The sequence below is a fragment of the Arthrobacter sp. NPDC056886 genome (genome assembly GCF_042788715.1).
In the GTDB taxonomy this organism is placed as follows: Bacteria; Actinomycetota; Actinomycetes; order Actinomycetales; family Micrococcaceae; genus Arthrobacter.
The window spans coordinates 157,181-182,195 of record NZ_JBHUBT010000007.1 but is presented as its reverse complement, the minus strand read 5'-3'; the positions used below and the strand labels follow the sequence as shown (position 1 = coordinate 182,195).

The following is a 25,015-nucleotide window of genomic DNA, read 5'->3' as shown; positions in this document are numbered from 1 at the left end:
GCGCCGCACCTATGTTTGCGGGCGGCAGGGCCGGCCGCGGGTTACGGCCCCAGGTGCGGAATGATCAGCACGGGCCTGGCCTGCAAACGTGTCAGGGACACGCTGACCGAGCCCTCCAGCAGCCGGCTCATCCGGGCAATCCGCCCGGGCCGCTGGCCGCCGACTATCAGCGCGGCCGCATCCGTGCTTTCCGCCAGCCGGCCTAGGGCCTGGGCGACTTCCCCGTTCAGCACCCTGAAGGACCACGCCCCGCCGGGCGGCCCTAGAATGCCCTCGAGGCCGCTGAGCAGCTGCGAGGCGGGGAATTCGGCTTCCGTATTGCGGGCAGGATCCAGGGAAGTGCTTTCCAGGACTTCGGCCGGCTCCCACTCCGTGAGATAGCTGGCCGGGTCCACGAACGCGCAGATCAAGTGCGCCCCCATGATCGCTGCCAGCCCTGCGGCGGCCCGCACCAGCCGTTCTTCGAATGCCCACGGGACGCCGAGAACCAGCGGGCCGTCCGTCCACGGCCCGTCACCGGCCTGCCCGAAATCAGCTGGCGGTTCCACGGAACCCATCAGTTGAGGCCCGCAGCCGCTGGCCGCCTATGCCCGGGGCGTGCAGAGAATCCACGCCTTCATTATGCCCATTGCTGCCCGTCGGCGAAGGTATTAGCTCGCGGTGGCGGCCTCCAGAGCCTGCAGCAGCGGCGTCGTCGGCCGTCCGATCAGCCCGGACAGCTCGCCCGTAACGGTAGCCAGCAGACCGGCTTTGGTGTCCGAGTCCAGGGCGGCGAGGAATCCTGCAGTGCCTTCGTCGAGCCCGGCAGTGGTCAGGACCTCTACCAGTTCGGGTGCCGAGACCGGCCGGTAGACCACTTCCCTGCCCGCGATCTTGGTGATCGCCGTCGCCAGTTCCTTGAAGTCCCAGGCGTAGTCGCCGGAGAGCTCGTATGTGCGGCCCTCGTGCCCGGCGGAACTGAGCACCGCAGCTGCGGCGGCCGCATAGTCTGCCCGGGTGGCGCTGGCCACCCGTCCGTCACCGGCAGCGGCCACGACGGCGCCCGTCTGCTTGGCTGTGGCCACGGCCTGGGCATAGTTTTCGGTGTACCAGCCGTTGCGCAGGATCGCGAAGTCGAGTCCCGACGCGCGGACGAGCTCCTCTGTGGCCTTGTGCTCCGGGGCCAGGATCAATTCGGTGGTGTCCGCGGCCAGGACGGACGTGTAGGCGATGAACCCGACGCCTGCGGCCTTGGCCGCATGGATCACATTGGCGTGCTGGGCCACGCGGGAGCCAACTTCGCTGCCGGAGACCAGGAGGAGTTTGTCGACGCCTGTAAGGGCTTCCGTAAGCGCCGCCGGATCGGAGTAGTCCGCGACGCGCACCTGGACGCCACGGGCGCCGAGCTCACTGGCCTTCGCGGCGTCGCGGACCACGGCCACGAGCGAACCCGGTTCCTGGCTGCTGAGCAGTTCCTCGAGGACCAGCCGGCCCAGCTGTCCTGTAGCACCCGTTACTGCAATCGTCATGTTGCGCTCCTAGAATTCGTGGTGGTTGTTCATGTCGTGATTCTGGCGTGCGGCCGAACCGGCGCCGGGGTTCACAACCGGCCCCCGGTCCGGGTCATTCCCGGTGTTACGTTGTGCGACAGTTACGTCGTGCGACCGCTCTACGGTCAGGTCAGGGTCCACGAGCGTTTGGACAGCCCGAACCAGAACCCGTCGATCGCCGTCTTGGCCTGGATGTCTCCCGAAGCGTAGGCGGCCCCGAGTGCAACATAGAGCGGAGCCCAGTGCTCGCTGCGGGGGTGCGCTTCGCGGGCGGCCGGGGCCTTGTTGAGGAAGTCCAGGATGGAGTCGACGTCGCCGCGAGCCATGGCTTCCTCGGCCCAGTGGTCGAATTCACGCGAGACGGCGGGCGGGGCGCTGTCCGGTCCGCCGGCGGGATTGAACCAGCGCAGGTTGTGCGTGGTGAATCCCGATCCGACGATCAGTGTGCCACGCTCCCGCAGGGGCCCAAGCGAGACCCCGAGGTTGAACAATCCCTGCGGATCGAGGGTGGGCATGGACATCTGCACCACCGGCACGTCCGCTGCCGGATACATCTCTTTCAGCGGAACGTAGGCTCCGTGGTCCAGGCCGCGGCTCTCGTCGCGCTCCACGTGGTGGCCGTGGGCGGCCACCAGCTTTTCCACTTCGGCAGCAAGCTCAGGCGCCTGCGGGGCGTCATAGACCACCTCGTAGTACTTCTGGGCGAAGCCTCCGAAGTCGTACACCAGCCCCGGATCGCGCCCGGTGGCGCTGAGCGTCACGGGGGCATTCTCCCAGTGGGCGGAGACCATGAGAATGTCCTTGGGCTTGCCGAACGTGCCGGACCAGGCATTGAGTTCGCGGGTCCACGTGGCGTCGTCGGCCAGCGGCGGCGCTCCATGGCTGAGGAAGAGGACCGGAGGCCGGTCGGCGGTCTGAGTCATGGAACTATCGTACCCGGATTTGATTGAAGCTTCAAGTTTCTTGTGCGCGGGGCCGCGGGCTGCGCGAAGGCGCAGCCCGAATGGGGAGACTGGGCCAGCATTGCGACGCTGCCGTCAGCAAGGCAGTGCCATTATGAACACGTGACTATCGCGAAAACGATCATGCTCTTCATCCTGGCGGCGGCCGCTGAAATTGGCGGGGCCTGGCTCGTCTGGCAGTCCGTCCGCGAGGGTCGGGACTGGTGGTGGGCCGGGCTGGGGGTCGCGGCGCTGGGCATCTACGGCTTTGCCGCAACGCTCCAGCCGGATGCCCACTTCGGACGCATTCTCGCCGCGTACGGCGGCGTGTTCGTGGCCGGGTCCCTGGCCTGGGGCATGATCTTCGACGGCTTCAGGCCCGACCGGTGGGACGTCCTGGGTACGGTGATCTGCCTGTTCGGCGTCGCCGTCATCATGTTCGTTCCCCGTGACGCCGGTTGAAGGCGACAATGACCCGCTTCGTGATTGCCCCGGATGTGGCGCTCTACCTCGCCCGCAGCGGGGCGGCAATCGCCGACGAACACCAACTGGTGGCCCCGACGCTCCTTCGCTCACAGGTGCTCTCGCTCCTGTACCAGTCGGTCCGGCGCGGCGAGCTGACGGAGGCCGACGCCGACCGTCAGCTCGACTACCTGCGTGGCCTTCGCATCCGGCTCCTCGGCGACCGCGTCCTGCAGCGCGCCGCGTGGAGGCTCGCCGAGCAGCTCGGATGGGAGGACACCCTCGACGCCGAATACGTGGCCCTGACCCAGCTTCAGGCAGACGCATTTGTGACGCTCGATGCCAGATTGGCTGTGACCGTGCAGGGACTGGTCACGATCGCGGAACCCCAGGCTCTGCTCGCCCTGGACTAACGTGGGCCAACCGGGCCCCGCCTTACCGGCCGGCCGTACGGTCGAGCACCTTGCCGAGGATCCGGGCGCCCTCCCGGAAAGCTCCCGGGTTGGGTCCGGCGTAATTGAGCCGGATGTACGGTCCCGCCGGTTCCGCTGGGAACCACTCGGTGCCGGCGGCGATGATGACCCCGGCGCCCTCGCAGTCACGGACAACCTGGTCGACGTCGGTCCCGTCGGGCAGGCGTGCCCAGAGGTTCAGCCCGCCCGTGGGGACGTGCTCCACATGGGCCTGTGGGGCATACTCCCGCAGGCTGCTGACCAGCAGGTCCCGGCGGACCAGGAGCTGGTGGCGCAGCCCGCGCAGGTGCGTCTGCCACGCCGGCTGCGTGACGACGTCGAGCGCGGCCGCCTGGAGAACGCCACTGACATACATCGATTCGGCCCCGCGCTCCGCCAGGATACGGTCGCGGGCCGGGCCGCGGGCGATCACCGCTGCAACGCGGATGCCCGGGGACACGCTCTTGGTCAGCGAGCGAAGGTAGACCACATGGCCGGAATCGTCACGGGCGGCAACGGGCGCCGCGTCGGTGGTGATGCCGAAATCGTGCGCCCAGTCGTCCTCAACCAGAAACGCCCCGTAGGCCCGCACCACCTCCAGCACCTGCTCCCCCACCCGGGCCGGCCACTGCGCGCCGGTGGGATTGGCGTAGTTCGGCTGGGCATAGAACACCCGCGCGCCGCTCTCCTCAAAGGCCCGGGCCAACTCCTGCGGGTCCGGGCCTTCGGGGCCGCTCGGCACCGGAACTACCCGGACACCGGCCTGCGCCGCAGCCAGAATAGCTCCCCAGTAGGTCGGCGATTCCACGAGCAGGGGCTGCCCACTGCCCACCAGTGCCCGGAACACGGAACTGAGCCCGCTCTGGCTGCCGGGGAGCACGATCACGTCGCTCGGGGTCGGTGGCGTGACGCCGGCCGGCGTAGAGGTGCGGAGTTCATGCGCGAACCACGACTGCAGTTCGGGCAGGCCGGCCGCGGGAGGGCGCGACAGGGCCGCCTCGCCCCGGGCTGCGCGCGTCAAGGCCGCCCGCACCAGGCGCTCGGGCAGGAGTTCCCGCTCCGGATAGCCGGAGTGGAATGCGATGACATCGTTCGGGGCGCTGCGCATGGCGGTGGAAACGGGGCGCAGCGGGGCCCGGGGCGAGCCCAGCGCGGAAGTCTGCCAACCGTAGTCCGCGGGCCGGGCTGTCCGGACGGCCCGCACGAAGGTCCCGACGCCGGGACGGCTCTCGATCAGGCCCTGCGCGTCGAGCATGCGGAGAACCTTCTGCACAGTCACCGGGCTGGCCTGGTATTCGGCAACGAGGGTCCGCGTCGAGGGCAGCCGGGCACCGGGCGCGGCATCGGCAATCCACTCTCGGAGCTGTGCCGCAATCCGCGAGGTGCTATCGTTGTACATGAGAGACAATAGTAGCGCTACTACCGTTATGGACCAACCGCTATCTACCCGGCCGGCAACCGGTGCGTGGTGGGGACTGCTCGGCGTCGCGGCCTTCTCTTTCACGGTTCCGTTCACCCGCGTGGCGGTTGCCGGGCTGTCGCCGCTGTTCATCGGGTCGGGCCGGGCGGTTGTTGCTGCCGTCCTCGCCGCATGCGCCCTCGTCCTGACCCGGCAGCGCCCGCCCCGCGGCGCCCAGTGGGCCCGCGTCGCCGTCGTCGCCGGCGGAGTAGTGGTCGGTTTCCCGTTGCTGACCTCGTTCGCCCTCGTCTCCGTTCCCGCCAGCCACGGCGCGGTCGTCATCGCGTTGCTCCCGGCCGCGACGGCGACGATGGCAGTCCTTCGCGGCCACGAACGCCCGTCCATCCCGTTTTGGGCCATCACCGGCGTCGGTGCGGTGGCGGCCATCGGCTTCGCGTCCGTGCAGTCCGGCGGGATCGGACACCTGCAGCTGGCGGACCTGCTGCTCTTCGGCGCAGTCGTGGCAGCGGCCATCGGCTACGCCGAAGGCGGCAAGCTGGCCCGCGAACTCGGCGCGTGGCAGACCGTTTCCTGGGCACTTGTTCTCGCATCTCCCCTGATGGTGGGCATGGCGGCGTTCTCCATGGCCGGGCAGCCGCCGTCCGCCACCCCTGTGCAGTGGGCGGCTTTCGCGTACCTTGGGGTCGTGAGCATGTTTTTCGGCTTCTTCGCGTGGTACCACGGCCTGGCCATCGGCCCTATGGCGCAGGTCAGCCAGATCCAGCTCGTCCAGCCGGTGCTGAGCATCTGCTGGGCCGGGCTCATCCTGGCCGAGGACCTGACCTGGACCACCATCATCGGCGGCGCTGCGGTGGTCTCCTGCGCCGGCCTGGCCCTCCGTTCCCGCTCCGGCCCGCCGAGGGCCAAGGAGACGAAGTCCAAGGAGACGGCGGAGGTGACGGCCCAATAGTGCCCCTGACCCACCCCGGTCCCGCCCTCGCCGGCACCCGCCCCCATGCCCCACACTTCGCAGCCCGTATCCCATCCGCGATCCGAACGGAAGATTCCCGTGTACATCCCCGCACATTTCGCTGCCGGCCCTGATTCAGTCCAGCAGCTGCTTAGCCGCCCGGCCGCCGCCAACTTGATCACCGCAACGGCGAACGGCATCCTGGCCACGCTCATGCCTTTTGTCTTCGACCCGACGTCGGGTGAACACGGTGCCTTGCACGGGCATCTCGCCCGCAATAACCCCCAGTGGTCCGAGCCTGCCGCCGGCGAATCGCTCGCCATCATCCAAGGCGACGACGCCTATATTTCGCCGCAGTGGTACGCGTCCAAGGCAGAGCACGGACGGGTCGTTCCGACCTGGAACTATTCCACCGCCCACGTGTACGGCAAGCTCGTCATCCACGACGATCCCGCCTGGCTCGCAAGCCATGTGCGGCGGCTGAGTGATCACAATGAGGCCGGCTCCGAGCGGCCGTGGACTGTCGACGACGCCCCCGAGCGCTACATTGCCGGCCAGCTGCGCGCGATCGTCGGCGTCGAACTCCTCATCACCCGGATCGAGGCCAAGCACAAGCTGAGCCAGAACCGGTCCGACGCCGACGTTGACGGTGTGGTGGCCGGGCTGCGGGACCGCGGGCAGATGCAAAGCGCCGCCGACGTCGAGCACGCGCGTGAGGCCCGCGATCAGATTCGCTGCCCGCACTCCGACGCCCCGGCCGCTCCCACCGCCGGGCCTGCATCCTGATGGCTGACGGCTGACGGCTGAACCCGGCTCCTGAGCCTGGCACCGGCTGGGGACGCCGCCGGAGCACCACTCTCAATGCCCCAAGCCCGGCCGTTTCCGCTCGGTTTCGCTAGGTTTTCGGACCGGCGACGCGCAAAAGGTCCGTCGCTGCGGCTATACCCGTATCGACGGACCTTTTGCGCGTCAGGCGTCCGTTTCCGCAGCGGAATCCTGTGCCATCTCTTGGCCGAGGTGCAGCACCCGGACCGCCAGCTCCCCCGTGTCCAGGTCCACCAGCGCCAGCTCCCCCGTGGCCGGCTTCCCCGTTTCCAGCTTCCCAGTCTCCAGGTCCGCGGCTGGACGCAGGTCCTGCCACCGCACCCCTTGTTTGCCCCGCAGGACGGTCGACCACAGCGCTTCGACAGTCGACACGGCTTCGGTGGCTCCCGTCGGTCCCGAGACCAGCCAGCCGTCGCTGGTCGCGGCCACTTTCGGGGCTCCCGGCCAGGATTGGCAGGCCTCGTTGATCGTTTGGGCGACGATCAGGTGCTGCCGCAGCGTCCTGGTCGGGCCCAGGACGGGATCGCTCACCACACTTCGTCCGCAGGCACCGCACATGTGAGCGTCCCTCCTAAGGCATGACGTCGCCGGAATTGGGCCCGAGTGTCTGCCCGACGTACAGGTTGCCGCCCGGATCGCTGGCCAGCAGCAGCGCAGTCGGGGCCACCTCGGCCGCCAGCCCGAAGCGCAACAGCGGCAGTCCGGCACGCTTCGCCGCCTTCCACTCCTCGGAGATGCCATCAACCAGGGGCGTCTCGATGGGCCCCGGCGCGATGCTGTTGACCAGCACGTTGTCGGCGGCGGTTTCCAGGGCCAGGGCCTTAGTCAGCCCCACGACCCCGGCTTTCGCGGCGCTGTAGTGGCTGAGCCCGGTTCCGCCCTTGATGGCCAACTGGGAGGCGATGTTGATGATGCGGCCCCACTTCTGCTGCCGCATCTCCCCCACCACCTCCCGGCAGCAGAGGAAGACGCCCGTCAGATCCACCGCAATCGTCTCGTTCCACATGGCCAGCGTCATGTCCTCCAGCGGCGATTCCGTCAGCAGGCCGGCGCTGTTCACGAGAATGTCGATGCTGCCGAGCTGGGAGCGTGCGGCGGCAAAGGCCGCCTTCACGCTCGCTTCATCTGAGACGTCGACGGCGATGCTTCCCGCCGCGCCCGACCGGTCCAGGACGGCGACTCTGTCGCCGTTGGCGGTGAAGGCTTCGGCGATGGCCTTGCCGATGCCGCTGGCTCCGCCCGTGACCACAACGGCGCGGCCCTCCGTGTTGCGGGAGGCGTCAGGGTTGTTCATGCTTGTCCTTCCGGGGCCTTTCAGGCGCGCATCTTGATGGTGAGGCCGCCGTCGACAATCAGGGACTGGCCCGTGACGTAGACAGCGTCATCGGAGGTCAGGAAGCCGATCACGCTGGCCACCTCTTCGGGCCGTCCGACGCGGCCCCAGGGGATTTCCAGACCGGCGCGCTGCAGGCCCTCGGGCCCGAGGGAGTTCACCGGATCCAGGGACTGCGGGGTTTCAATCAGGCCGGGGATTACGGCGTTGGCGCGGATGCCGCGCGGCCCCAACTCGGCGGCCACGCTGCGGATCAGCCCGAGGATGCCGGCTTTGGCGGCAGCGTAGTGGGCATGTTCCTCCCACCCGTAGACCCCGCCGGCAATGGAAGACACGGCAACCATCGCTCCGCCGTCGGTCATCCTCACGGACCCGGCGCGCAGGGTCCGCATCACTCCCGTGAGGTCGACGTCGAGCATGTCGTGCCAGCGCTCATCGGTCATCTCCTCCAGCGGTGAGTTGCGCAGGATTCCGGCGTTGGCCACCGCGTAGTCCAGTCGGCCGTACTCCTGGACGGCGCGTTCGGCAAAGGCGTCGACGGACGGGGTACTTCGGACATCCACTTCGTGGATGACCCCCTGGCCGCCGGCGGCTTTCACCAGCCGAAGGGTTTCCTCCGGGTCGTGCGGGTCGCCGGGAAAGGTGCCGATCACCGAATGCACGGCCCGTTGGGCGTAGTGGACCGCGAGGGCCCGTCCAATGCCGCTGGCCGCTCCTGTGATGACGGCCACCCTATTCTCAGACGTCATGGGGGTGGTCCTCGAGCAGGGCCTCGGCTGGCGGCTTCGCGGCGATCATCAGGAGGCCGGAGAACAGCGTTCCCGCCGCGCCGACCCACAAGGCTGCAGCGCCGGTCCCCATGCTGGCGGCCGCTACCGTGAAGAGGAAACCGCCGAGAATGGTGCCGGGCTGGCTCATGGCGCCGATGAAGGCGGTGCCGGTGGCACGGCAGCTGACGGGGTAGCACTCGGCCATGAAGTACTGGATCGCGGCGTACGGTCCGACCAGGAAGAACAGCCCCGCACCGTAGGTCACGATGATCATGAAGGAACTCTCGGCGAGGGGGCTGAGCATGATGGTGAACGAAATGCCGGAGAGAATCCAGCCGCCGATGATGGTCCGCTTCCGGCCGATCTTGTCACCGAGCCACCCGTGGAAGACGTAGCCGAAGTACGCCAGCCCGTTGATGACGATCAGCATCCAGAAGGCATCGGAGAGTTCCACACCCTTGGCGTTCTTCAGGACGGAGCTGCCGAGAATGCTGAAAATCAGGATGCCGAAGAAGTTGAAGATCCAGGCCAGCGAGAAGACGATCGTGTTCCGGCGCAGGTGCGGCTCCCAGATGCGCTTCAGCGGGGCCGCGGAGGAGTGCTCGACGCCGAATGCATGGGCAAGGGCGTGGGCTTCCTCGGTCTTGCCGTGCTTCTCGAGTTGGGTCAGCTTGTGGTGCAGTTCGAACTGGGGCGTCTCCTTCAGTTTCTTGGCAATGAGCCACACGATGATTACTGCCGGAACGCACGCCATCAGGTAGAGGGCGCGCCAGCCAAGGGACGGAAGGAAGACAAGGGCGAGGGCACTGGCGAGGAGGAAGCCTAGCGGCCAGCCGCCCTGGATGAAGGAGTAGTGGAAGCCGGGGCGCTTGCGCTTGTCCGCGACTTCGGTGACCTGGTAGACCTCGTTCATGTAGGTCGCGTTGACGGCTTGCTCCGAGAATCCGAGCCCGCCGAAGGAACGGACCAGCACCAGCAGGCCGTTGCTGAGGAACGGGATTCCGGTCGGGATCAGGGCCGTCAGGCCGGAGACGATGGCGGTCCCGCCGATGGTGGTCATCATGCCCTTGCGGCGGCCGAGCCGGTCAATGACGGGCCCGATTCCGAAGCAGACGATGGCGGTGCCGACTGCGATCCAGGTGTTGAGTGCGTAGGCTTCGGTCGCGGTCCAGCCGAATTCCTGCTGCATGGCCGGCAGGAGGGTGCCGAAAAGTCCGAAATCGAACACGGCGACGGTCCAGGCACACAGCGCCAGCACGGTGGCGGTGGTTGTGTGGTGCTTGGAGAAGACGGGGAAGCGGCGTTTCTCGTTGGGTCCGGGTTGCGTCAGATCGACGGCGGGCTGCTGGATGGTCATTACTGGTTTTCCTTTCGGGGGCTGCGGGCGAGGAAGGAGTCCGCGATCTGGTCGAACTTCAGCCAGCTGACGCCTTCGTGGGAGTTGATGTGCTCGATGAGGCGCTCAAGCATGAGCAGCACCTGGGGGCGGCCCGAGACGTCCGGGTGGATGGTCATGGTGAAGACGGCCTGATCCATTTCCCGGTACACCCAGTCGAACTGGTCGCGCCACATTTGTTCGATGTCCCGGGGGCTGACGAATCCGTGGGAGTTAGGGGCCGCTTTGATGAACATCATGGGAGGGAGGTCGTCCAGGTACCAGTTGGCCGGGATCTCGACGAGGTCGGTTTCCGTGCCCCGGACCAGCGGCTCCATCCAGGTCTCGGCGGCCTTGGTGTAGTCAATCTTCTTCCAACTGTCGCCGACCCGGACGTAGTAGGGCTCGAAATCCTTATGCATCAGGGAGTGGTCGTATTTGATCCCGCGTTCGAGCAGGATCTCGTTGGTGACCGGGGAAAATTCCCACCAGGGAGCAACGTAGCCCGTGGGCCGCCGGCCCGAGACCTTCTCGATGAGTTCGATCGAGCGGTCCAGGATGGCGGTCTCCTGCTCGCGCGTCATGGCGATGGGGTTTTCATGCGAGTACCCGTGTACGCCGATTTCGTGCCCGGCGTCGACGATCATCCGCGTCAGGTCCGGGAAGGTCTCGATCGAGTGGCCGGGCACGAACCAGGTGGCGGGCAGGCTGTACTTCTCGAAGAGCCGGATGATCCGCGGGCCGCCGACCTCGCCGCTGAACAAGCCGCGGGAGATATCGCAGGGCGAGTCCTCGCCCCCGTAGGAGCCGAGCATTCCGGCAACTGCGTCCACGTCGACGCCGAACGCGACTTGGATGTCCTTAGTCATGAGATCAACCTTTCACTGCGCTTTTTTGTTGAGGTTTGGCTTTTAGGTGAGGTTGTGATTTGCGCGGGAAGAACTAGTCAGGGACCGTGCCCCGTTGGGCGAAGGCCTCAGCAATCCGGGCGGCGGGCATGCCGAGCCTGAGCAGGAGGCTCAGCAAGACCAGCGATTGGGATGGCTTGAGCAGCCCGGAGGCGATGGCACCGGCAGCGCGCAGATCCTCGCCGCCGCCGTCGCCGTACAGGGGTACTACGGCACCGGCTTCCACGCGGGTGCTCGTCACCACGACGACACCGGCCGCGGTGGCGTCGGCGACATCCTGGCACAGCACGCGGTTGGCGTTGCCCGTTCCCGTCCCTTGGAGCACGATCCCGGCCGCGCCGGCCTGGAGAGCGGCCCGCAGGAGGGTGGAGTCTGCTCCGGGGTAGGCAGCAACAAGGTCTACGCGCGGAGAACCGGCGTCCACGCCCGGCAGCGGCAACGGGGAAAGGACGCGTCGTGCCGCCTGGATCTCGACCTCGCCGGAGTCGGACACAAATCCCACCGTGCCGAAGTCCGGGTTGGCAAAGGCGTCGAGGCTGGTTGTGTGGCGCTTGCGGACACCGGCCGCGGGGAAGATGGTCCCGGCAAACGCCAGCAGCACCCCACTTCCCCGTGCATGCGGAGAACCGGCGACGGCGATGGCGCGGGACAGATTGCCGGGACCGTCCGGTGAGTCGGCGTCGGCTGCCTGCTGGGCTCCGGTGAACACGACCGGGCGGGGATCGTCGTGGGTGAGGTCAGCGAGGTAGGCCGTTTCCTCCATCGTGTCCGTACCGTGGGTGACCACGACGCCCAGAACCTGCGGGTCGGCCAGGGCCTGCCGGACTGTGGCGCAAATGGCGATCATGTCGTCGACTGTCAGCAGATACGAGCCTTTCCGGAAAACGTCGACGACGCGGACCGGATGTGCCGCTGGCACCCCCAGGCTGGCGAACACCTGCTCCCCCGTGTCGGACGCCACGGCGGCTCCCCCGGCCCCGGACGCACGGGAGGAAATGGTTCCTCCCGTGGCCAGCAGCACCACGTGGGGACCAACCAAACCTGTGACTGTCATTTCCACTCCGTCTGATTTGCATCCGTCTCCGGATGCTCACCCAATCGATTGGGTTGTTGACTAAAAGTTATCCCTGCCATGTTTTCTGCAGATGCTCCCGGAAGTTTCAAGGGGGTAAATACTTCGCCGCCGGCTGCCGGGATTCCGTCTACCCAATCGATTGGGCCCGCCGTTTGATTGACTATAGAATGTGATGTGCGACACGTCAAGGGTGCTGGGGTCAGGGATCGAGGCATCATCAGGCACTCTTGGTGATGACGACCTTTTGAGCTGAGGCAGGGGAATGCATGGAAGAGAGCACGGCAGGCGGCCGCACAGTGACGCTGAAGGATCTCGCGAGCGAGCTCGGCATCCATCCTTCGACGGTGTCCCGGATCCTGCATTCGGGCTCCGACGTGGCCCGCGGGGCAGCTTCCGTGGCTACGGCCGAACGCGTGCGCGAGCTGGCACGGAAGCGCGGATACTCCCCCGACCCGCAGGCCGCCGGGTTGCGGACGCGGCGCACGCACCTCATGGGCGTGATCGTCCCCCGGCTTTCGGACCTCGTTCTGGCGATCATGTACGAGGGCATTGACGAGGCAGCGGCGGAACTGGGCTACTCCACTTTTGTCATGAACTCCCGCGACGACCCGGAGGAACAGCGCCGCAAGACGGACTCCATGCTGGCTCGACGCGTGGACGGGCTGATCATCGGCGACGCACACCTGGACAGCGGTCTGCTGCGGGAGCTGGCCGCCCGAAAGGTCCCGTTTGTGCTCATGAACCGCCGCGTCCCAGGCTTCCCGTCGGCTACATGCGACGACGTCCTTGGCGGCGAGCTTGTGGCAGACCACCTGTGGAACAGGGGCCACCGCAACGTCGCTGTGATCGCCGGCGAGCCCTACGCCAGCACGGCCGTCGACCGGACGGCCGGCTTCGTGGACCGCTGGCGTGCCCTGGGCGGGAAGGTCCCCCAGAACGCCGTGGTGTGGTCCCGTTTTGATACCGCTGGTGGACGGGAAGCGGCCGAGAGCATTCTGGCTCACTGCAACCCCCACCCGACTGCACTGTTCGCCGTCAACGACTTCGCGGCCATCGGCGCCATGGGAGCCCTGCGGTCCCATGGCCTCGGCGTCGGCCGCGACGTGGCTGTGGTTGGGTTCAATGACACCTCGCTGGCCGCGGAACTTCCCATCCCGCTCTCTTCGGTCCGCTCGCCCATGCTGGATATCGGTCGCACTGCGGTGCAGCTCCTCAAGGGTGTGCTGGACGGCCGGAAGGTCGAATCCGTCAGACTGAAGCCAGCCCTGTGCGTGCGGGAAAGCAGCGCCTTCGGCAACGCGGTGTGACACGGCAAGGGGATCCTCTAGTCAGTCGAATGAGTCGAATCGGAAGGCCATTCGGGCCCGCCCTCTCCGTCAATTAATGACCGACCTGGCAGGCTCTAAGCCCCATGAGTTGAGATTAGTGATCCGGCTCACAGCGTCATATCGGAGGTTCGCCCAAGATTGAGGCTACTTTTCGTGCAAACTGCACAGTCTCCCTAGCGGGCGGCCGCTACGATGCCAAGGGCAAGCATGCACGTGGCGCGGACTTCGCCATCGGACAGGTCGAGTTTCAGCAGCTCCTCGATTTTCCGCAGCCGGTAGCTGAGCGTATTGCGATGGATGAAGAGCTCATCGCAGATCTTCGTGGAGTTCCCGCTGTGGCGCAGGTATGCGTCGAAGGTTTCCCCCAGCGAGCTGCCGCCATCGGCGGCCAGGGGGGCCAGCAACCGCTGGCACATTGCCACCAGGCCAGGGCTGGGCAGTCCCTGCACAATGCCGGCGAGATCGGCCAGCGGCGCCTGGTGCACCCCGGGCCGTCCCACGTGACGGCGGGCAAGCTGAAGTGCCAACGGCAGCTCGCTGAGGCCCGCGGATTCCGAGACGATGACGGACAGTTCCGGGGCGTCCGTAAAGAATCCCCGCGCGGCATCCAGCAAGTCGGCCGCCGAGTGCCGGTGCTGCAGCAAGAGTGTCGTGAGTCCGGCCTCTTCCATGAACCGCACGGTACCGAACCCGGCCTGCAGACCCACTCGGGCGCGCCATGCGATGGCGCGCAGCTTTGCGGGGGCCACATCTTCTGAGCTGCCGATGAGCACGGCACCCCAGTCGCTGTCAGGATCGAACCCGGATTCGAGGGCGTAGCGGCGCAACGGCGCGGAGGGCTCCCCGCGGTCCTCGTAGAGGGCCTCCATGAAGCGTGCGGCTTCCCGGGAATGCAGGGGCGAATGCGACCCGAGCGTATAGCTCAGCTGCATGGCGATAACGGCAGCCACGGGACCCAGAATGGGCTGCAGCACAATGTTGCTCCCGATCCCCTCGATGGCGAGCCTGAACTGCTCGGACTCGCCGCTGGGCAGGCGGAGCGCGGTCCGCGCGGTCCCGCCGTGGGCGGCGCCGGCGGAAACGAGCTCGAAGGCGTTCTGGTCGATCACGGCCACCCTCGCATCGATGGCATCCGCTACCCGCTCCAGCACCTCCGCCAGGGAATGCCCGTCGGCCGCCAGGCGTGTGCATTGGTCCGCCAGTTCCCAGCCCTTCCGCAACTCCTCATAACGCTCGGCGGCGATGACCCGCTCCACGTGCCGCATGACCAGCACAAAGGGCACCTGCGGCGCGAGCTCCAGCAGCGGCAGGCCGTGCACCTCGCAGGCCCGGAGCAGGCCGGGCGGCAGCTCGCTGTGGGCCGCGCCCAAGCCGAACGCCAGCCCGGAGACGGGGACGGAAACCAGCCGTTCCACGTACGCGTCCCAAGTCCTGAAGTCCTTGACGTTCAGGCCCATGCCGTTGGTCAGCACCAGGGCGTTCACGCTGAGGAAGGGCGTGGGGTCCATGTGTTCGGTGGGAGCGCACCAGGTGATGGGCCGGGCCAGCCGGCCCTCGCCGCCCGCAACCCGCAGCCGGATGTTGAGATCGGCGTCGTCTGCTAAATCTGAAATACGCACGGAACCCTCCCACTACGGCGGGACTCCCCCGCCGGACAGTGCAATAACCATAATTGATGCCCGCAGATTCAGCGACCTGCACAATATCGGGCGCGTGAATTGCTGAGTAGCGTTGCACCCATGCAAACCAATGTGACTCCCGACACTTCCCCTGACACGTCTCCCTCTCCTCAAGGACGCGTCCTCTTGAACTCCGATATGGGTGAAGGCCTCGGCCTCCACGAGTTCGGCAATGACGAAGAACTCATGCGCATCATCGACGTCGCCAACGTGGCCTGTGGGTATCACGCCGGCGATCCCGACGTCATGGAACGGACCGTGGCGTTGGCTGCAGAGCACGGCGTGGCAGTCGGAGCGCACCCCGGGCTGCCGGACTTTGTGGGGTTCGGACGCCGCCGAATGTTGCTCACCCCGGCGGAGGTCGAGTCGATCATCCTGTACCAGACCGGGGCCCTGACGGCGTTCCTCGCAAAGCACGGGCTGGAATTGAACCACATCAAGCCGCACGGCGCCCTCTACGGCATGCTGGCCGGCGACGAGGAACTGATGCAGGCCGCCGCAGGCACAGCCTTGCAGTTCGGCGTTCCGTTTTTCGGTCTCGCGGGGACCGCCCACGAAAGCGTGTGCCGGGCCATGGGGGTGGATTTCGTGCCCGAACTCTATGTTGACCTCAATTACGGTCCGGCCGGGGAGCTGCTGATCCAGCGTCGGCCGGCGCCCACCGATCCCGACGCCGCCGCCGAGCGGGTCAGCAGGGCGCTGGCCGGCAAGCCCGTCCTCGCAGTTGACGGCACCGAGCTGGACATCCAGTTCCAAAGCGTCTGCGTCCACTCCGACGCACCGAATTCTGTCGCAGTGGCCACCGCGGTGCGTGCGGTCCTGGGCTGAACCGATCTATCCCACCCACCTGAAAGAGAGCCTCCCGTGGCAACCATCGTTTCCCCGCTCCCCGGCGTCTTCTACCGCAAGCCCGGCCCTGGCAAGCCGCCATTCGCCAATGAAGGCGACACCATCGAGGTCGGACAGACCCTCGGCATTATCGAAATCATGAAGCAGTTCACCGAAATCCAGTCCGACGTGGCCGGCACCCTGGAGTCGTTTGAGGTCAACGAGGGCGACATGGTCAATCCAGGCGACGCAATCGTCGTCGTCCGGGAAGGATAGCAATGAAGAAACTGCTCATCGCTAACCGCGGCGAGATCGCCGTGCGCATCGCCCGGACCGCCCGCGAAATGGGCATCGAGACTTTCGTGGTGGCTAGTGAAGCCGACGTCGAATCCTTGGCCGCCCGGTCCGCTGACCACGTCGTCGTGGTGGGTCCGGCGCCTGCCACCGCCAGCTACCTGAACCAGGACGCCATCGTCGCCGCGGCCGTGGACAACGGCTGCGATGCCGTCCATCCGGGCTACGGGTTCCTCTCCGAAAATGCGGACTTCGCTCGGAAGGTCGCTGATGCGGGCCTGATCTGGGTGGGGCCGCGTGCGGACGCCATCGCGATGATGGGCAACAAGTCCTTGGCGAGGGAATCGGCCCGGAAGGCTGGCGTCCCCGTGCTCCGCGGCTCGGACGGCCCCCTGGATGCGGCCGCCGACGCCTTAGAAATCGCCCGTGGCATCGGCTACCCGCTCGTGATCAAGGCCTCCGCCGGCGGCGGCGGCCGGGGCATCCGCTTTGTGCTCAGCGAAGACAAGCTTCTGGAATCCATTGAGCAGACTCGCGGCGAAGCGGGGGCCGTCTTCGGTGATCCCACCGTTTACTTGGAGCGCTTTGTGCAGCATGCCCGTCATGTGGAGGTGCAGGTCCTCGGCGACGGCACAAACTTCATCCATCTCGGCGACCGCGACTGCTCCATGCAGCGGCGCTCCCAGAAGGTCATTGAAGAAGCACCGGCGCCGGACCTCCCGGACCACGTCCGCCAGAGGATTCGGGAATCCTCCGTGGAACTGGCCCGCCAGTGTGGCTACAGCGGCGCTGGAACGGTCGAATTCCTCTATGACCCGGTCAACCATGAAGCCGCGTTCATCGAAATGAACACCCGCATCCAGGTTGAGCACCCAATCACCGAGGAAATCACGGGCGTCGATCTGATCCGCGAACAGCTGCAGATCGCGTTCACCGGGGCGATGTCCCTCCGCCAGGACGACATCGCATTCAATGGCCACGCCATCGAATGCCGTGTCAATGCCGAGGACCCCGACCACCACTTCTTCCCCAGCCCTGGCCTGATCACGGCCATGGACTGGCCCGCGGGCGCCGACATCAGGGTGGACACCGGGGTGGAGGCCGGTTCCACGGTCACTCCGTACTACGACTCCCTGCTGGCCAAGCTGATTGTGCATGCCGACACGCGCGAAGCGGCCACTGAGGCGATGCTGACGGCCCTGGATGAGACCCACATCGAAGGGGTCAAGACCACCATCCCGGTGCACAAAAAGCTCCTGCGACGGCCCGAATTTGCGGCCGTCACCCACCACTCGAAATTCCTTGAGACCGTCCCCGATCTGATGGAGGCACAATGAGCAGCAGCCCGGTACCCGCCGTGTTGGAGGCCCGCTACACCTGGGGCGGAGACGAATTCCTGTTCGTTGAGGTCGCTGAGTCCATGAGCCTGGCGGCGAACTTCAGGGTGATGTCCATCGCCGCGAAGCTTTCGGCCATGCAACTGCCGGGCATTGTGGACGTCTGTCCCGCCAACGCCTCGCTGCTGGTGAGGTTCGATCCCGACGTTCTGCCGCCGTCGACCCTTGAAGAGACCGTCCGGACCATTGAAGGGGACCTGACGCACCACCACGACCATTCGCTGGAAACCCGGATCATCGAAGTTCCGGTCTGGTACGAGGACCCGTTCACGGCGGAAGTGGCTGAACGATTCCGCGAAGGTTTCCATCAGGAACCCGGCGGCACGGACATTGACTATGCAGCCAAGGTCAACAACCTCAAGGATGCCGCCGAATTCATCCGGCGCCACCATGAGCAGCCGTGGCTTGTCTCCATGGTTGGCTTCGTCGCCGGCCTGCCGTTCCTCTTCCAGCTGGTGGAGCAGGAAAAACAACTCGAAGTACCCAAGTATCTGAGCCCCCGCACCGATACCCCCAAACTGACCGTGGGCCACGGCGGCTGCTTCGGCTGCATCTACTCCGTGCGGGGTGCCGGCGGCTACCAGATGTTCGGGGTCGCTGCCGCGCCCATTTTCGATCCTGCCCAGTCCCTGGCCGATTTCAAGGACTTCATGGTGTTCTTCAAGCCGGGCGACATCGTGAAGTTCAAGCCGGTCAGCGAGGCCGAATACAACAACATCCAGGCTGAGATCTCCGCCGGGACGTTCCGCTACCGGCAGGTGCCCGTGACATTTGATCTGTCCAAGGCGCTGGCGGATCCCGAAGGCTACAACCAGGAACTCATGGAGGCCCTCAATGGCGTTTGACATCAAGAACCCCGGACTGGCCACCACCGTCCAGGACCAGGGACGCACCGGCCACTACAACGTGGGCATCCCGCAGAGCGGTTCCATGGACCAATACTCGGCTGAACTCGGCAATACCCTAGTGGGCAACACCGCCAGGGAGGCCGTCCTCGAATGCACGTACCTGGGCCCGGTGCTGACCACCGACCAGGATGCCGTAGTCGCCGTCACCGGGGCGCCGGTGGACGTCAAGGTCAACGGCGAAACCCGGCCCCAGTGGACCCGGCTGCAGCTGAAGGCCGGCGATGAACTCAGCTTCGGGGTCATCCGGGGCGGCACGCGCTACTACATCACGGTCCAGGGCGGCATCGATGTCCCCGAGGTGCTCGGCAGCCGGTCCACCTACAGCCTGGGCGCGATCGGCGGGTTCCAGGGCCGCAAGCTGGAGGCCGGTGACCAGGTTCCGGTGGGTGCCCCGCTCAACGGCGGAACCCTGCCCGACGCCGATACAGTTCCGGAGGATTTCCGTCCCGTTTTCGCCAAGGAACAGGCCGTCCGGATCGTCCTGGGCCTGTACGACCACCGGCTCACCGACGAGGGACTGGACAATCTCCTCCACAGCGAATGGAAAGTCACCCCGGTGGCGGACCGGATGGGGCTGAGGTACTCAGGTCCCGGAGTGCAATGGAAGGAACGGGAGCAGCCATTCGGCGCCGGCTCCGATCCGTCCAACATCGTGGATGCCGGCTATGCCGTCGGGTCCATCCAGATTCCCGGCGGCACCCAGCCGATCATCCTGCACCGCGACGCCGTCTCCGGCGGCGGGTACGCCATGGTGGGCACGGTCATCAGCGCCGACATGGATCTGGTGGCCCGCGCCGCCCCCGGCACGTCCACCAGGTTCGTGGCAGTCAGCCTGGACGAGGCCCTGGTGGCCCGCAAGGAACTCGCCGAGCTCAAAAGGAACGCCCGGGCGGCCATCGGCGCAGGCAGCTGAGCGGCGGACCGGCGGACTACGGCGGACTGTGGCGGTTGGGCCTGAAACAAGGAGCCTTGTGCTTCTGCAGCGACGGGTCCTTACTGGTGTGAGGAGGCCTGGCCGCCCGCCACCAGGACGCGATATCCCAGGATCCAGCTCCCGGTTCAACAGCTTGGGCGGCAGGTGCTCCACCCGTCGGACCTGGACCTAGGAGGACAGTCATGTTCGCTCGCGTCAGCACGTACCAGCCCGGCCCGGACAGCTCCGGGGCACCCTCAGATGACACCGTCAACCGGGTGCTCGAGCTGCCGGGATGCCTGGGCATTTATTACTTGCTCGGGAAGGACAACAAGTCACTGTCCATCACGCTGTGGGAGGACGCGGACGCCCTTGCCGGCAGCGAGCAGGCTGCCGGCAAGATCCGCACCGAGACCAGCGCGGAACAGCACATGCAGGTTCTGGGCGTCGAGGAATTCGAAGTGCTGACCCGGCACCTCAAGGAGTAAGGCCAAGAATCAACCGTTGCCGAGGACCGCCCCCAGGGACGATCGGCGGAAGTCGGTGTGCCACATTCCCATGTCGTGACCCTCCCGGTCGGTGAGCACGTATTCGGGCCAGCGGTCGAACGCGGAGCAGGGGTGGGATAGCCCGAAATCCACCGTATCGGTGACATTGAGTCCGGTGACGCCGGTAAGGACTGCGTGATGGTCGAAGAGATTTCGCACCTCTGCCGCTGCGCCCTTCTTTTCGGCACCGTCCGCCGTCCGGGCCGACAGGAAGATTGGCAGTCCGGCGTCGTAGGGAAGATCCCGCTTGCCTGCAGCGACGACGGCCATCCCCGCTTCCGGGGTGGATAGGACGACGGCGCGAACGGAAATCGCCGGAATGAGCCCGGGAACGGGGCTGACTGCGGCATACGTGCCGTGATCGTGGGTGACGTAGCAACCTGACCGGAGAATGATCCGAGTTCCAGGCACCTGACCGGCGTCGGGAAGGAACTCAACTACACGGTCCGGGAACGCTGACCCACCCATTGAGTAAATGGGAGCGGCAGTCTCGAAGAACTTCGCCGCCTCCAGATACACGTCCCGCACCAGCCGGCAGTGCCGGTCAACCGCGGTGACCGTATCTTCTGCCCTGCTGTTGGGCACGACGCCTTCATAACCGGCAACCCCCACCAGCCTCAGCCCCGGCGTGGTCCGGACCAGCTCAGCGAGCAGCAGCCCCTCATCCAGGCTGCGCACTCCCGTGCGGCCGCCGGGGGTGCCGACGTCGATCAGCACCTCAAGATCGACCGCCCCGCCGTCGAAGACTTCCCCCGCCGTCCTGACCCCGGCTGCAGAATCAACGAAACAACGGATCTCCCGTCCGGCATCTTCCTCCAGCCACGTGCGGACCCGCGTCAGTCCGAACCTGTCGACGATCTCATTCGCAACGAGAACACGGCCATGTCCCCAAGCCAGTGCCGAAGCGACTTGATCCACGGTGGCGACGGTTACACCGACTGCACCGGCGGCCAGCTGCCGCTCGATGATCGGCGCCGACATCGTCGTCTTGACATGCGGGGCGAGTTCCACGCCCCGCGCCCGGCACCACGCCGCCATGACCCGAATATTGTTGTCGAGGGCATCGCCGTCGAGCCGCAGCTGCGGATACCCCGGTCCCCCGACGATCTGTGGCGCGAAGTCTCCATCGGCTCCGCCCTGGCTCTCGATCAGCTGACTCACACTTCTCCCCGATTCTTAGGTCCCAAAGCTGCTTCGACACTAGCTTCTTCGACACTCCGATAATCTACTCGAACGCCATGGGTCTGGCGGAATCGACCAGTTGACACTGCACTAGTGACATGAGCTCCGCACCTTCAGACCTAATTCGGTTCACCGAGCGCGGATCGGGTAAGCCCCTGCTGCTGGTGCACGGGCTGATGGGCAGCTTCAGCTGTTCAACTCGGTGGGTCGGGTTACTGCTAGGGCTTTTCGTCCTTCGCGGCCTCGGTGAAGAGGGCTCCCTGCGCGGCGCCGGACCCCGACTTGCCGCCGCCCGGGCCGCGCAAGACGAAGGCTATTCCGACGGCCACCACCGCGCCGGTGATTGGCCCGGCGACATACACCCAGTAGTCGCTGAAGTCCAAGCTGGCGAGATCAGGCCCGAACGTCCGGGCCGGGTTCATCGACGTGCCGGAGATGGGGCTGCCCCACAGGCCCGCCAAGGCAATATAGGCGCCCACCCCAAACGCCCCCAGCAGCCCGACATTCTGGGCCCCGGAGGCGGTTCCCAGGATGACACTGACCAGCACCAGCGTCAGCAGTGCCTCCATCCAGAACGCGGCGCCGGCCGAATAATTCGCCGCCGGATAGTTTGAACCGTAGCTCGCGGAGACACCGATCACGCCCTGCAGCAGCAGACAGGCAAGCGTCGCTCCGATGAGCTGGACAACGATGTAGCCCGGCACCCGGCGCCACGGGAAGTCCCCGCGGAGGGCGAACGCGATGCTGACCGCGGGGTTCAGATGCGCGCCTGAAATCTTGCCCATGAACAGGATGATCCCCATCACCATGAGGCCGGGGGCCACCACGGCCGCCGTGCGGCTGATGGCACCGGGGAAAGCCTGGCTCATCATGCCACCGCCGGCCGCGACAACGACGAGCAAGAACGTCCCGTACAACTCCGAGAACAGACGCCGCCATTCCTGGCGGGGATCATCAAAATCCTGGATTCGCAAAAGAATGTTCTGCTCGACAACTCCCAGTTCGCTAGCGAGATTGTGATCGTGCGCCAGACTCTCACGCGCGCCGTCTTTGCCCTGGTCATCCGCCATGGCGTGTCGCCTCCGCCGGTTCTTGACTCGTGCCTTTGCCCATCTGGTTGCCCGGAGCGGTCCGGCACCTGAGACCCTCAATGTACCGCTGCGGGGAATGGTTGTCAGCGCTGCGCCGGTGGCTCGCTGCTAGTTGGTGGCTGGCCCTCCGCCCAGGACCCAAAGAGCCAAGCCGGCGAATTCGTGCGGACATCCGCGGTGCAAAGTCCTAGCATTCAGCCATGAGGCAAGAAACGTGGCAAAAGTATTCCGAGTGGCCCCTTGTCGGTGCGGCTTTTATCTTTCTAGCGGCCTACTCCGTCCTGGTCATTGTCGAGCCGCCGGATCCCTATGCCGCCGCTCTGATATTCGTCGTGGGGGCAACGTGGCTGGCTTTCGGCGTCGACTACATCGTGAAGTTGCTCTTAGCCCCCCGGCCAGGCCGGTGGTTTATCCGCCATCCCCTGGACCTGCTCATGGTGGTGCTCCCGGTAGCGCGCCCACTGCGGCTCCTGCGTCCCTTCACTTTGCGGCGAGTCATGGAACGGGCCCCCGGCACGGCCATCCGGACCCGCCTCATGGCCTACGTCATTTTCTCCGCCATCCTGCTGGTGTACACAGTTGCCCTAAGCGTCCTCCATTTCGAAAGAGCCGCTCCAAACGCGAATATCACGACTATGGGCGACTCATTGTGGTGGGCGATAGTCACCATTACAACGATCGGCTACGGCGACTATTACCCCGTTACCACTCCCGGCCGGTGGGCAGCGGCCGCGCTGATGATCGGCGGGTTTGCTGTCTTGAGCATGGTCACGGCGGCCGTGTCATCCTGGCTCGTTGAAAGCGTGACGGCCGCAACCCGTGTCAAGGAGAAAATAGACGAACCCATCGGCAGCGAGGAACTTGCCCACCTCACGGCCCAGATCAATAGACTCCATGACCAGCTGGCACTGAACCCGGGCGAATCCGCCAGCGGCCCGGCGGAAGGACAAACCCGCAAGGGACCACGCTAGAGGCCTCAACACTGTCTGTTCCGTGAAGCCGTCTGTTCCGTAAAGCCATGGCCGCATCCAGCCGGAGCGGGTACAACTGATTCATGACCACCTCCCCGTTGGTTCTCGGCCCCATGGTGCGGTACGTGGATGAGAAATCGGCGAGTGTCTGGGTGGAGACCCAATCCGCTGCCCGGGTTTCCATCCGCACCGGCGGAAGGGAATGGACCGCCCGTACGTTCGCAGTACACGATCACCACTACGCGCTGGTGGAATTGGACGGACTCGAGCCCGGCACGGTCACACCCTACGCCCTCGATATCAACGGAACACAAGTCTGGCCCGATCCCTCGTCCGACTTCCCGCCGCCCATGATCGCCACCCTGGCCACCGGTAAGCCGCTGCGGATGGCCTATGGCTCCTGCAGGACCAGCGTCCCGCACGATGCGTCCGGCAACCGGACCCACGGCGTCGACTCGCTGCGCGCCTACGCGGTGAAGATGGCCTCCGGGGGTGGGCCGCCATGGCCGGATCTGGTGGTCTTCCTCGGAGACCAGGTATACGCAGATTCGACCAGCGAGCAGATGCAGGAGTTCATCCGCGCCCGACGCGACATCGAGGCGCCCCCCGGCGAAGAACTCAAGGACTACGAGGAATACGCCCACCTTTACTATCTGGCCTGGTCAGACCCCGCGAACAGGTGGCTGCTGTCCACCCTGCCCAGCGCCATGATCTTCGATGACCACGACATCCGAGACGACTGGAACACCTCACTGAGCTGGAAGAAGAAAATGGAAGCCACCTCATGGTGGCATGATCGGATTGTCGCGGGACTGGCCTCCTACTGGGTCTACCAGCATCTGGGGAACCTGTCACCGCAAGAACGGGCCGAGGACGCCGTTTGGCAGCGGATCCTGCGGCACACGGGCCAGGACGAGATCGACGTCGGCGCGGAGCTGGACAGCTTCGCGGAGCGGTCCGATCGGGACCCGAAATCCTACCGGTGGAGCTTCTGCCGCGATTTCGGCGACACCCGGCTGATCGTGGTCGACTCCCGCGCAGCCCGGGACCTGACCCCGGACGACCGGGCACTGGTTGACGCGCCGGAAATGGCCTGGGTCGATGACCGTATGCGTGGCGGCTTCCGCCACCTGCTGGTGGCGACGTCGCTGCCTTTCCTGCTGCCGATGGGCCTGCACTACGTCGAGTCGTGGAATGAGGCCGTCTCGGAAGGTGCGTGGGGAAAACGTGCCGCCCGGGCCGGCGAGAAGGTGCGCCAGGCACTGGACCTTGAACACTGGGGCGCGTTCCAAAACAGCTTCCGGGAAATGGCGACCCTGGCGAGCGAGGTGGCCGATGGCAAACGCGGACCGGCACCGGAAACTATCACCTTCCTCTCCGGGGACGTCCACTATTCGTACGTTGCGGAGGTGGAACGCGCCTCGGGCAGCCGGATCGTGCAGGCGGTCTGCTCCCCCATCCGCAACCCACTGCCCCGACTGATGAGGTCCTTTGCGGCCGTCATGTCCTACGGCCTGGCCACGCCGGTAGGCGCTTTGGTTGCACGCTCCGCAAAGGTCCCGGACCCGCCGTTTCGCTGGTCCGGGGTCAGGGGGCCGTGGTTCCAAAACAACCTGGCCCATCTGGAGGTGGTACCGGAAGGGCTGAAACTATGGTGGGAGACCGGCGTGGTGGACGGCGGCGACCAACAGCATCCCGAGCTGGAATGTGTCGCCTCCCTCACATTGACCCCGCTCAAGGCCCCGGACCCCTCCGACAAGCAGCAGGGAACCGTCTGACTGCAGCGGACGTGAATCACAGGCCGCAGAGGACATCTCCGGTGGCATCCGGGACGCGT

The 25,015-nt window shown here is 66.1% G+C and carries 26 protein-coding genes; 13 read left to right on the top strand and 13 right to left on the bottom strand.

From position 1 onward, the window contains the following. Nucleotides 1–41: 41 nt before the first annotated feature. From ACFRJ8_RS13760 to ACFRJ8_RS13750, 3 genes are all read right to left on the bottom strand, one after another. Entirely contained in the window at nucleotides 42–548 is a 507-nt protein-coding gene (locus tag ACFRJ8_RS13760) for a universal stress protein (RefSeq protein ID WP_377986722.1), read from the bottom strand. Between the two features lie 102 nt (nucleotides 549–650). Beyond that, nucleotides 651–1,508, bottom strand: coding sequence for an SDR family oxidoreductase (locus ACFRJ8_RS13755; RefSeq protein ID WP_377986721.1), 858 nt, complete (start codon nucleotides 1,506–1,508; stop codon nucleotides 651–653). A 146-nt stretch (nucleotides 1,509–1,654) separates the two neighbouring features. Continuing rightward, nucleotides 1,655–2,452, bottom strand: a complete 798-nt coding sequence (locus ACFRJ8_RS13750; RefSeq protein ID WP_377986720.1) for a dioxygenase — start codon at nucleotides 2,450–2,452, stop codon at nucleotides 1,655–1,657. A 141-nt stretch (nucleotides 2,453–2,593) separates the two neighbouring features. Between ACFRJ8_RS13750 and ACFRJ8_RS13745 the strand changes: the two genes are divergently transcribed. After that, on the top strand, nucleotides 2,594–2,932 hold the full coding sequence (locus tag ACFRJ8_RS13745; RefSeq protein WP_377986719.1) for a YnfA family protein: 339 nt from the start codon (nucleotides 2,594–2,596) through the stop codon (nucleotides 2,930–2,932). 8 nt (nucleotides 2,933–2,940) lie between these two features. Beyond that, nucleotides 2,941–3,345, top strand: coding sequence for a type II toxin-antitoxin system VapC family toxin (locus ACFRJ8_RS13740; RefSeq protein ID WP_377986718.1), 405 nt, complete (start codon nucleotides 2,941–2,943; stop codon nucleotides 3,343–3,345). Nucleotides 3,346–3,367: 22 nt separating this feature from the next. Here ACFRJ8_RS13740 and ACFRJ8_RS13735 read toward each other — a convergent pair whose 3' ends face one another. Next, entirely contained in the window at nucleotides 3,368–4,783 is a 1,416-nt protein-coding gene (locus ACFRJ8_RS13735; protein WP_377986717.1) for a PLP-dependent aminotransferase family protein, read from the bottom strand. Between ACFRJ8_RS13735 and ACFRJ8_RS13730 the strand changes: the two genes are divergently transcribed. Next, nucleotides 4,782–5,753: a DMT family transporter gene (locus ACFRJ8_RS13730; RefSeq protein WP_377986716.1), complete on the top strand. Its 972-nt coding sequence runs from the start codon at nucleotides 4,782–4,784 to the stop codon at nucleotides 5,751–5,753. The genes ACFRJ8_RS13735 and ACFRJ8_RS13730 overlap by 2 nt on opposite strands. A 99-nt stretch (nucleotides 5,754–5,852) precedes the next feature. After that, the gene (locus tag ACFRJ8_RS13725) at nucleotides 5,853–6,539 is read left to right on the top strand and encodes an FMN-binding negative transcriptional regulator (protein ID WP_377986715.1); all 687 of its coding nucleotides are present in this window, start codon (nucleotides 5,853–5,855) and stop codon (nucleotides 6,537–6,539) included. 183 nt (nucleotides 6,540–6,722) lie between these two features. Here ACFRJ8_RS13725 and ACFRJ8_RS13720 read toward each other — a convergent pair whose 3' ends face one another. The 6 genes from ACFRJ8_RS13720 to ACFRJ8_RS13695 all read right to left on the bottom strand — a co-directional run bounded on the left by ACFRJ8_RS13720 (nucleotide 6,723) and on the right by ACFRJ8_RS13695 (nucleotide 12,018). Next, on the bottom strand, nucleotides 6,723–7,109 hold the full coding sequence (locus ACFRJ8_RS13720; protein ID WP_377986714.1) for a hypothetical protein: 387 nt from the start codon (nucleotides 7,107–7,109) through the stop codon (nucleotides 6,723–6,725). Between the two features lie 40 nt (nucleotides 7,110–7,149). Further along, nucleotides 7,150–7,872, bottom strand: a complete 723-nt coding sequence (locus ACFRJ8_RS13715) for an SDR family NAD(P)-dependent oxidoreductase (RefSeq protein WP_277523959.1) — start codon at nucleotides 7,870–7,872, stop codon at nucleotides 7,150–7,152. A gap of 20 nt (nucleotides 7,873–7,892) precedes the next feature. Beyond that, nucleotides 7,893–8,660 (bottom strand): SDR family NAD(P)-dependent oxidoreductase, encoded by a 768-nt coding sequence (locus ACFRJ8_RS13710; protein ID WP_377986713.1) that lies wholly within the window; start codon nucleotides 8,658–8,660, stop codon nucleotides 7,893–7,895. Further along, entirely contained in the window at nucleotides 8,650–10,038 is a 1,389-nt protein-coding gene (locus ACFRJ8_RS13705; RefSeq protein ID WP_377986712.1) for an MFS transporter, read from the bottom strand. The genes ACFRJ8_RS13710 and ACFRJ8_RS13705 overlap by 11 nt, the downstream gene beginning before the upstream one ends. Further along, complete coding sequence (locus ACFRJ8_RS13700; protein ID WP_377986711.1) at nucleotides 10,038–10,925, bottom strand: polysaccharide deacetylase; 888 nt, start codon at nucleotides 10,923–10,925, stop codon at nucleotides 10,038–10,040. The genes ACFRJ8_RS13705 and ACFRJ8_RS13700 overlap by 1 nt, the downstream gene beginning before the upstream one ends. Before the next feature lie 73 nt (nucleotides 10,926–10,998). Then, nucleotides 10,999–12,018, bottom strand: a complete 1,020-nt coding sequence (locus tag ACFRJ8_RS13695) for an asparaginase (RefSeq protein WP_377986710.1) — start codon at nucleotides 12,016–12,018, stop codon at nucleotides 10,999–11,001. A 287-nt stretch (nucleotides 12,019–12,305) separates the two neighbouring features. On the opposite strand from ACFRJ8_RS13695, the gene ACFRJ8_RS13690 reads away from it, so the two are divergent. Next, nucleotides 12,306–13,346: a LacI family DNA-binding transcriptional regulator gene (locus ACFRJ8_RS13690; RefSeq protein WP_377986709.1), complete on the top strand. Its 1,041-nt coding sequence runs from the start codon at nucleotides 12,306–12,308 to the stop codon at nucleotides 13,344–13,346. A gap of 194 nt (nucleotides 13,347–13,540) precedes the next feature. On the opposite strand, the gene ACFRJ8_RS13685 is transcribed toward ACFRJ8_RS13690, so the two are convergent. After that, a complete protein-coding gene (locus ACFRJ8_RS13685; protein ID WP_377986708.1) occupies nucleotides 13,541–14,986 on the bottom strand; it encodes a PucR family transcriptional regulator in 1,446 nt (481 codons plus the stop codon). 186 nt (nucleotides 14,987–15,172) lie between these two features. On the opposite strand from ACFRJ8_RS13685, the gene pxpA reads away from it, so the two are divergent. From pxpA to ACFRJ8_RS13655, 6 genes are all read left to right on the top strand, one after another. Further along, nucleotides 15,173–15,874 carry a 5-oxoprolinase subunit PxpA gene (pxpA, locus tag ACFRJ8_RS13680; protein WP_377986707.1) on the top strand — a complete coding sequence of 234 codons (702 nt, stop codon included), beginning with the start codon at nucleotides 15,173–15,175 and terminating at the stop codon, nucleotides 15,872–15,874. Between the two features lie 36 nt (nucleotides 15,875–15,910). Continuing rightward, a complete protein-coding gene (locus ACFRJ8_RS13675; protein WP_377986706.1) occupies nucleotides 15,911–16,150 on the top strand; it encodes an acetyl-CoA carboxylase in 240 nt (79 codons plus the stop codon). 2 nt (nucleotides 16,151–16,152) lie between these two features. Beyond that, entirely contained in the window at nucleotides 16,153–17,505 is a 1,353-nt protein-coding gene (locus ACFRJ8_RS13670) for an acetyl/propionyl/methylcrotonyl-CoA carboxylase subunit alpha (RefSeq protein ID WP_377986705.1), read from the top strand. After that, complete coding sequence (locus ACFRJ8_RS13665; RefSeq protein ID WP_377986704.1) at nucleotides 17,502–18,410, top strand: allophanate hydrolase subunit 1; 909 nt, start codon at nucleotides 17,502–17,504, stop codon at nucleotides 18,408–18,410. The genes ACFRJ8_RS13670 and ACFRJ8_RS13665 overlap by 4 nt, the downstream gene beginning before the upstream one ends. Next, complete coding sequence (locus tag ACFRJ8_RS13660; protein WP_377986703.1) at nucleotides 18,400–19,386, top strand: biotin-dependent carboxyltransferase family protein; 987 nt, start codon at nucleotides 18,400–18,402, stop codon at nucleotides 19,384–19,386. The genes ACFRJ8_RS13665 and ACFRJ8_RS13660 overlap by 11 nt, the downstream gene beginning before the upstream one ends. A gap of 203 nt (nucleotides 19,387–19,589) precedes the next feature. Further along, nucleotides 19,590–19,874, top strand: a complete 285-nt coding sequence (locus ACFRJ8_RS13655) for a hypothetical protein (RefSeq protein ID WP_377986702.1) — start codon at nucleotides 19,590–19,592, stop codon at nucleotides 19,872–19,874. A gap of 9 nt (nucleotides 19,875–19,883) precedes the next feature. Here ACFRJ8_RS13655 and ACFRJ8_RS13650 read toward each other — a convergent pair whose 3' ends face one another. Both ACFRJ8_RS13650 and ACFRJ8_RS13645 read right to left on the bottom strand, forming a co-directional pair. Beyond that, nucleotides 19,884–21,095, bottom strand: a complete 1,212-nt coding sequence (locus tag ACFRJ8_RS13650; protein WP_377986701.1) for an alanine racemase — start codon at nucleotides 21,093–21,095, stop codon at nucleotides 19,884–19,886. A gap of 239 nt (nucleotides 21,096–21,334) precedes the next feature. After that, nucleotides 21,335–22,186 (bottom strand): MIP/aquaporin family protein, encoded by an 852-nt coding sequence (locus ACFRJ8_RS13645; RefSeq protein ID WP_377986700.1) that lies wholly within the window; start codon nucleotides 22,184–22,186, stop codon nucleotides 21,335–21,337. A 221-nt stretch (nucleotides 22,187–22,407) separates the two neighbouring features. Between ACFRJ8_RS13645 and ACFRJ8_RS13640 the strand changes: the two genes are divergently transcribed. Both ACFRJ8_RS13640 and ACFRJ8_RS13635 read left to right on the top strand, forming a co-directional pair. After that, a complete protein-coding gene (locus ACFRJ8_RS13640; RefSeq protein ID WP_377986699.1) occupies nucleotides 22,408–23,178 on the top strand; it encodes a potassium channel family protein in 771 nt (256 codons plus the stop codon). Between the two features lie 83 nt (nucleotides 23,179–23,261). After that, nucleotides 23,262–24,956, top strand: coding sequence for an alkaline phosphatase D family protein (locus tag ACFRJ8_RS13635; protein ID WP_377986698.1), 1,695 nt, complete (start codon nucleotides 23,262–23,264; stop codon nucleotides 24,954–24,956). Nucleotides 24,957–25,015: the final 59 nt, after the last annotated feature.

Coding starts and splice junctions, on each gene's coding strand:
- ACFRJ8_RS13660 (WP_377986703.1), top strand. CDS start 18,400: ATGGCGTTTGACATCAAGAACCCCGGACTGGCCACCACCGTCCAGGAC.
- ACFRJ8_RS13635 (WP_377986698.1), top strand. CDS start 23,262: ATGACCACCTCCCCGTTGGTTCTCGGCCCCATGGTGCGGTACGTGGAT.
- ACFRJ8_RS13715 (WP_277523959.1), bottom strand. CDS start 7,872: ATGAACAACCCTGACGCCTCCCGCAACACGGAGGGCCGCGCCGTTGTG.
- ACFRJ8_RS13755 (WP_377986721.1), bottom strand. CDS start 1,508: ATGACGATTGCAGTAACGGGTGCTACAGGACAGCTGGGCCGGCTGGTC.
- ACFRJ8_RS13740 (WP_377986718.1), top strand. CDS start 2,941: ATGACCCGCTTCGTGATTGCCCCGGATGTGGCGCTCTACCTCGCCCGC.
- ACFRJ8_RS13670 (WP_377986705.1), top strand. CDS start 16,153: ATGAAGAAACTGCTCATCGCTAACCGCGGCGAGATCGCCGTGCGCATC.
- ACFRJ8_RS13695 (WP_377986710.1), bottom strand. CDS start 12,018: ATGACAGTCACAGGTTTGGTTGGTCCCCACGTGGTGCTGCTGGCCACG.
- ACFRJ8_RS13645 (WP_377986700.1), bottom strand. CDS start 22,186: ATGGCGGATGACCAGGGCAAAGACGGCGCGCGTGAGAGTCTGGCGCAC.
- ACFRJ8_RS13750 (WP_377986720.1), bottom strand. CDS start 2,452: ATGACTCAGACCGCCGACCGGCCTCCGGTCCTCTTCCTCAGCCATGGA.
- ACFRJ8_RS13705 (WP_377986712.1), bottom strand. CDS start 10,038: ATGACCATCCAGCAGCCCGCCGTCGATCTGACGCAACCCGGACCCAAC.
- ACFRJ8_RS13690 (WP_377986709.1), top strand. CDS start 12,306: ATGGAAGAGAGCACGGCAGGCGGCCGCACAGTGACGCTGAAGGATCTC.
- ACFRJ8_RS13730 (WP_377986716.1), top strand. CDS start 4,782: ATGAGAGACAATAGTAGCGCTACTACCGTTATGGACCAACCGCTATCT.
- ACFRJ8_RS13655 (WP_377986702.1), top strand. CDS start 19,590: ATGTTCGCTCGCGTCAGCACGTACCAGCCCGGCCCGGACAGCTCCGGG.
- ACFRJ8_RS13700 (WP_377986711.1), bottom strand. CDS start 10,925: ATGACTAAGGACATCCAAGTCGCGTTCGGCGTCGACGTGGACGCAGTT.
- ACFRJ8_RS13640 (WP_377986699.1), top strand. CDS start 22,408: ATGAGGCAAGAAACGTGGCAAAAGTATTCCGAGTGGCCCCTTGTCGGT.
- ACFRJ8_RS13665 (WP_377986704.1), top strand. CDS start 17,502: ATGAGCAGCAGCCCGGTACCCGCCGTGTTGGAGGCCCGCTACACCTGG.
- ACFRJ8_RS13710 (WP_377986713.1), bottom strand. CDS start 8,660: ATGACGTCTGAGAATAGGGTGGCCGTCATCACAGGAGCGGCCAGCGGC.
- ACFRJ8_RS13735 (WP_377986717.1), bottom strand. CDS start 4,783: ATGTACAACGATAGCACCTCGCGGATTGCGGCACAGCTCCGAGAGTGG.